Here is a 4,494-nt window from a genome sequence, read left to right as displayed (position 1 = left end):
GAGAGCGGCTGGGACTACACCGCCACGAACTCCTCCTCCGGCGCGTACGGCCTGGTCCAGGCCCTGCCGGCCTCGAAGATGGCCTCGGCGGGCTCGGACTGGAAGACCAACCCGGCCACCCAGATCAAGTGGGGCCTCAAGTACATGAACGAGCGCTACGGCAGCCCCGTCGGCGCCTGGAACTTCTGGTCCGCCAACCACTGGTACTAAGCCACCAGCAGGCAGCAGACCCACGCAAGACGCCCGGCCGGGATCTCCCGGCCGGGCGTCTTCGCGTATCCGGTCAGCCGGCGGACGGCGCCCGGCGCGGTGCCCGGCGGACGTCGCGCGGGGCCTGTCCCTGCCAGCGGTGCACCGCACGCCGCAGGGCCCGGGCGTCGCTGTACCCGACCCGGTCCGCGATCGAGTCCAGCGGCAGGTCGGTGGAGCGCAGCAGGTCCATGGTGTGCTCGTGCCGTACGGACTCGACCTGTGCGCGCCAGGTCGTGTCGTACTCGGCCAGCCGCCGCTGGAGCGTACGGGGGCTCATCGTCAGACGCTGCGCCACGTTCTCCAGGCTCACGGCGTCCTCCTGGAAGGCCGCGGTCAGCGCCGCCCGGAAGCGGTCCTGCCACCCCAGTACCGGCCGGGACGATGCCAGCACCAGTTCCGCGTGGTGCGCCAGGATCCGGTCCATGCCCGGTTGCGCCTTCGGCAGCGGGGCGTGCACGTCGTCCTCGCTGAACGAGATCGAGTTGTACGGGGCGTCGTACTGGATCCGGTCCGTGCCGAAGAGTCCGGACAGCTGCCGGGCCTGCCGCGGCGGGCGGTGGGTGATGGTGACGCGGGACGGGACGATGTGGCGGCCGGCCGCGGCCCGCGCCCGGGTCAGGAAGAGCGAGAGCGCGAACAGGTCGACCGCCTGCACCAGGTCCGGCCCCCACGTGCCCGTGGCGTGCCGGACGGTGAAGTGCCGCCCGTCCTCCTCCACGATCAGCTTCTCCGCGGCCGGATCGCCGATGACGGCGAGGAGGTCCACGGCCTGTGTGAGCGACTCGCGCAGGGTGGCCCCGGTGGTGATGAGGTAGTCCCAGAGGCCGAAGGTGCCGATCGGGGCGTCCTCGAGGATCAGGGGGCCGATGAGCGTGTGCGGTTCCAGCAGGACCAGGTTCTCCCAGACCGTCAGGAGCGACGGGGTCGAGACTCTGGCCAGATCGTCGGTCAGGACCTCGGGGGCGAGGTCCGGCAGGCGGGCGAGCCTGCCGGTGTCCGCACCGGTCATCGCGCCGACGAGGGAACGTGTGAGGTGGGCCGAAACCGTGCCGTTGATGACGGAGGACTGCATAGGAAGGCCGAGGCTACCAGCTGCGGCGAACTGGTATTCGAGCCCTCCGTTTCAGTGGCGGGACCCCTCGTCACGGGGCACGCCGGCCGCCTCCACCACGGTGGAGCCGCGCGGCGCGTGCCGTGCCCAGTCCACGATCCGTACCGCCGCACCGGCGGCCTCCTTGCCCCGGCAGTGCGCGTGGTGCCTGCGCGCGATGCCGTCCAGGTCGAGGTGGGGCGCGAAGGCGGGATGCGCCGCCAGCCGTCGCGCGTACGACCACAGATGCGGATGGTCGGTGATCCGGTACACCGCAGCGGCGTCCAGGTGCCAGCGGTGCACCGTGTCCAGCTGCACCAGCGTCACCCACACCTGCACGTCCGCGGCCGTGAGTTCCCCGCCGAGCACGTGCGGAGAGGAGGACAGGCGCTGCTCCAGGGCGTCCAGCCCGCGCAGCAGGGTGGCGAGCGCGGTGCCGCGCGCCGCCGCGTCGATGCGGGCCCGGCCGGCGCGCTGCGCCGCGGCGTTGATGCCCTGCTCGCAGAGCCGGGCGACGGCCGCGAGCTGTTCGTCGGCGCCCTCCGGGTACAGACGGGGGCCGGAGGCGCCGAACCGCCGGCTCAGGTCCTGGAGGATGTCGGCGGCGTGCGTGCTGACGATCCGGCCGGTCCAGCCGTCGCTGAGCACCGGCGCCACCGCCGGGCCGGGGTGCTGGTGCGAACTCGCCTCGTACAGCGGACGCAGCGCCGCGTACCCGCCGTCGGGCGCGTCGGGCACGGCGGGGAGCATCGTCAGCGGGAGGGCGTCCGCCAGCCCCAGCAGGCTGTGCGTGATCGCGATCTGCAGACAGCGCGGACAGGACAGCGCGAGGTGGAGCCGGTAGCGGTGCGGCACGGCCGGGTAGCCGCTGCGCGCGTCACGGCCGATCCTGCTCCGGAAGGACGGCGAGGGCACGGCGTTCGACGAAGGGGCGGACATGCGTCTCCCTGGGAGTTCTCTGTCACGGGCGTACGACGGTGACGGTCTGCCACGGCTCGGCGCGGCCGGGACCCCGGGGGGTGAGTGCGCGGAGGGCGGGCGCGCGGAGGATCAGGAGCGGGCGGACGCGGGCCGGCCGCCAGGGTGCAGGGGACTCGCCGCACTGCACACGCGCAGAAGGTCGATGTGGCGGCGGGACGTCAGCAGCGGCAGCGGCAGCACGGCGGTGTGTTCGCCGTCGGTGCCGCGGTCCAGTGCGGAGCAGCCCATGATTCCCTACCGGTTCACCAGGATTCGCCGATCTGGAGTCTCGATGCGTGTCGGGACGCTGTCAAGACCGCGGGTGGACCACGGGTGTCATTCCGGCGCCGCGCCGGCGTCCGCGGCCACGCGGGAATCCGATGTTGCCGGTGGAGCTGTCGGGCGTGTTGGAGCTGCGGGCCGCGACGCGGTAGCGGTTGCAGTACGAGTCGTGGCAGAGGTAGGAGCCGCCGCGCATCACACGGCTGGTTCCGGGCCCGAACCAGTCGGCGCACCATTCCCATACGTTGCCGACGACGTTGTGTAGGCCGAAGCCGTTGGGGTGGAAGGAATCCGCCGGCGCCGTGCCCTCGTAGCCGTCGTCCGCGGTGTTGAGGGTGGGGAAGTCGCCCTGCCAGATGTTGCACATGTGCCGGCCGCCCGGCGTGAGGTCGTCGCCCCACGGGTAGCGCCGCTGTTCGAGGCCGCCGCGGGCCGCGTACTCCCATTCGGCCTCGGTGGGCAGCCGGGTCCCGGACCAGGCGCAGTACGCCTGGGCGTCGTTCCACGAGACGTGCACTACGGGGTGGTCCTGGCGGGCGGTGACGGACGACCCGGCGCCCTCCGGTCGGCGCCAGCTCGAGCCGGGGACGGCCCGCCACCAGGAGACCGCGGCCACGGGCGGCGACACGGCGGCGACTTCGCGTACCGGCCCCTCACCGTCCGCCGGGAAGCCGTCGGGGTCGTCGGTGCCCATGAGGAAGCGCCCGCCCGGCAGTTCGATCAGCCCCCGGTCGGCCTGCTGCGCGGCGGCGGCACGGGGCGGCGGCGCCGAGGAGAGCGCGAGGGCGGTGGCGTCGCCGTGTCCCGGGGCGCAACAGGTGTGCATGGCGGGTCCGTCCGTGTCCCTTCAGCTTCCGACCAGGAGGCCGCGGGTGCGCAGGACCCGGCGTTCGAGGGGGCTGAAGATGAGGAGGTCGATGGCGATGCCGACGACGAGGATGAGGATGATGGCGAGGAAGACGCCGGGGAGGTCGATGTTGTTGCGGCCGTTTTCGAGGAGTTGGCCGAGGCCGAGGCCGAGGTCGGGGGAGCTGGCGATGATTTCGGCGGCCATGAGGGAGCGCCAGGAGAAGGCCCAGCCCTGCTTGAGGCCGGCGAGGTAGCCGGGGAGGGCGGCGGGCATGACGATGTGGCGGGCGCCGTGGAGTCCGGTGGCGCCGAGGGTGCGGCCGGCGCGGAGGTAGAGCGGGGGGATCTGGTCGATGCCGGAGACGAGGCCGTTGGCGATGGAGGGGACGGCTCCGAGGAGGATGACCGTGTACATCATGGCGTCGTTGAGGCCGAACCAGAGGACGGCGGGGGGTACCCAGGCGACGGAGGGCAGGGATTGCAGGCCTTGGAGGATGGGGCCGATCGCGGCGCGGACGAACTTGACGCGGGCGACGAGCAGTCCGAGCGGGGTGCCGATCGCCAGGGCGAGGAGGAAGCCGAGGAGGCCGCGGGAGACGCTGGTCCAGATGACTTCGAGCAGGGTGCCCTTGAGCCACATGTCGGCCAGGCTGTCCCACACCGCGGACAGCGCGGGCAGCTTGGTCTCCTCGGTGACCTTCAGCGAGACGAGCACCTGCCACACCAGGAGCACCAGGCTGATGGCCAGGACCGGCGGCAGGACCTTCTTCAGGAGGATCTCGCGCAGCGGCGTGCGGTGGGTCTGGACCGCGTCCAGGGCGTCCAGGCCGGCCTCCAGGCCCGCGAGGTCGTCCTGTCCGCCCTTGCCCGCGACCTTCGCGGTGGTGTCAGTGCTGGCCATGGCGGCGGATCTCCCCACGCAGGTGTTCAGTGATCTCGAGGGACAGTTCCGCCACGTCCGCGTCCTCGATGCGGCGCGGCTGGGGGATGTCCACGGTCCATTCCCTGGCGACCCGGCCGGGCCGTGAGGAGAGCAGGACCACGCGCTGGGCGAGGCGCAC

Annotated in this window: 6 protein-coding genes and 1 pseudogene; 1 reads left to right on the top strand and 6 read right to left on the bottom strand. The window is 72.5% G+C overall.

Features of this window, described 5'->3' with window-relative positions:
* On the top strand, positions 1 to 210 hold a 210-nt coding region (locus ACFWP3_RS41590), incomplete at its 5' end, for a transglycosylase SLT domain-containing protein (RefSeq protein ID WP_384232138.1).
* A gap of 73 nt (positions 211 to 283) precedes the next feature.
* Here ACFWP3_RS41590 and ACFWP3_RS41585 read toward each other — a convergent pair.
* From ACFWP3_RS41585 to ACFWP3_RS41560, 6 genes and pseudogenes are all read right to left on the bottom strand, one after another.
* A complete protein-coding gene (locus tag ACFWP3_RS41585; protein WP_384232136.1) occupies positions 284 to 1,324 on the bottom strand; it encodes an AraC family transcriptional regulator ligand-binding domain-containing protein in 1,041 nt (346 codons plus the stop codon).
* A 51-nt stretch (positions 1,325 to 1,375) separates the two neighbouring features.
* On the bottom strand, positions 1,376 to 2,281 hold the full coding sequence (locus tag ACFWP3_RS41580; RefSeq protein WP_384232135.1) for a glutathione S-transferase C-terminal domain-containing protein: 906 nt from the start codon (positions 2,279 to 2,281) through the stop codon (positions 1,376 to 1,378).
* Between the two features lie 111 nt (positions 2,282 to 2,392).
* A complete protein-coding gene (locus tag ACFWP3_RS41575) occupies positions 2,393 to 2,551 on the bottom strand; it encodes a hypothetical protein (protein ID WP_384232133.1) in 159 nt (52 codons plus the stop codon).
* Positions 2,552 to 2,612: 61 nt separating this feature from the next.
* Entirely contained in the window at positions 2,613 to 3,410 is a 798-nt protein-coding gene (locus tag ACFWP3_RS41570) for a formylglycine-generating enzyme family protein (protein WP_384232131.1), read from the bottom strand.
* Positions 3,411 to 3,431: 21 nt separating this feature from the next.
* Positions 3,432 to 4,334, bottom strand: coding sequence for an ABC transporter permease (locus tag ACFWP3_RS41565; RefSeq protein WP_384232128.1), 903 nt, complete (start codon positions 4,332 to 4,334; stop codon positions 3,432 to 3,434).
* Positions 4,321 to 4,494, bottom strand: a pseudogene (locus ACFWP3_RS41560) (ABC transporter ATP-binding protein); the annotation flags it as partial. The gene ACFWP3_RS41565 and the pseudogene ACFWP3_RS41560, both read right to left, overlap by 14 nt.

The organism is Streptomyces sp. NPDC058525 (assembly GCF_042719495.1).
Taxonomy (GTDB): domain Bacteria; phylum Actinomycetota; class Actinomycetes; order Streptomycetales; family Streptomycetaceae; genus Streptomyces.
This window is presented reverse-complemented; position numbering and strand designations above follow the sequence as displayed.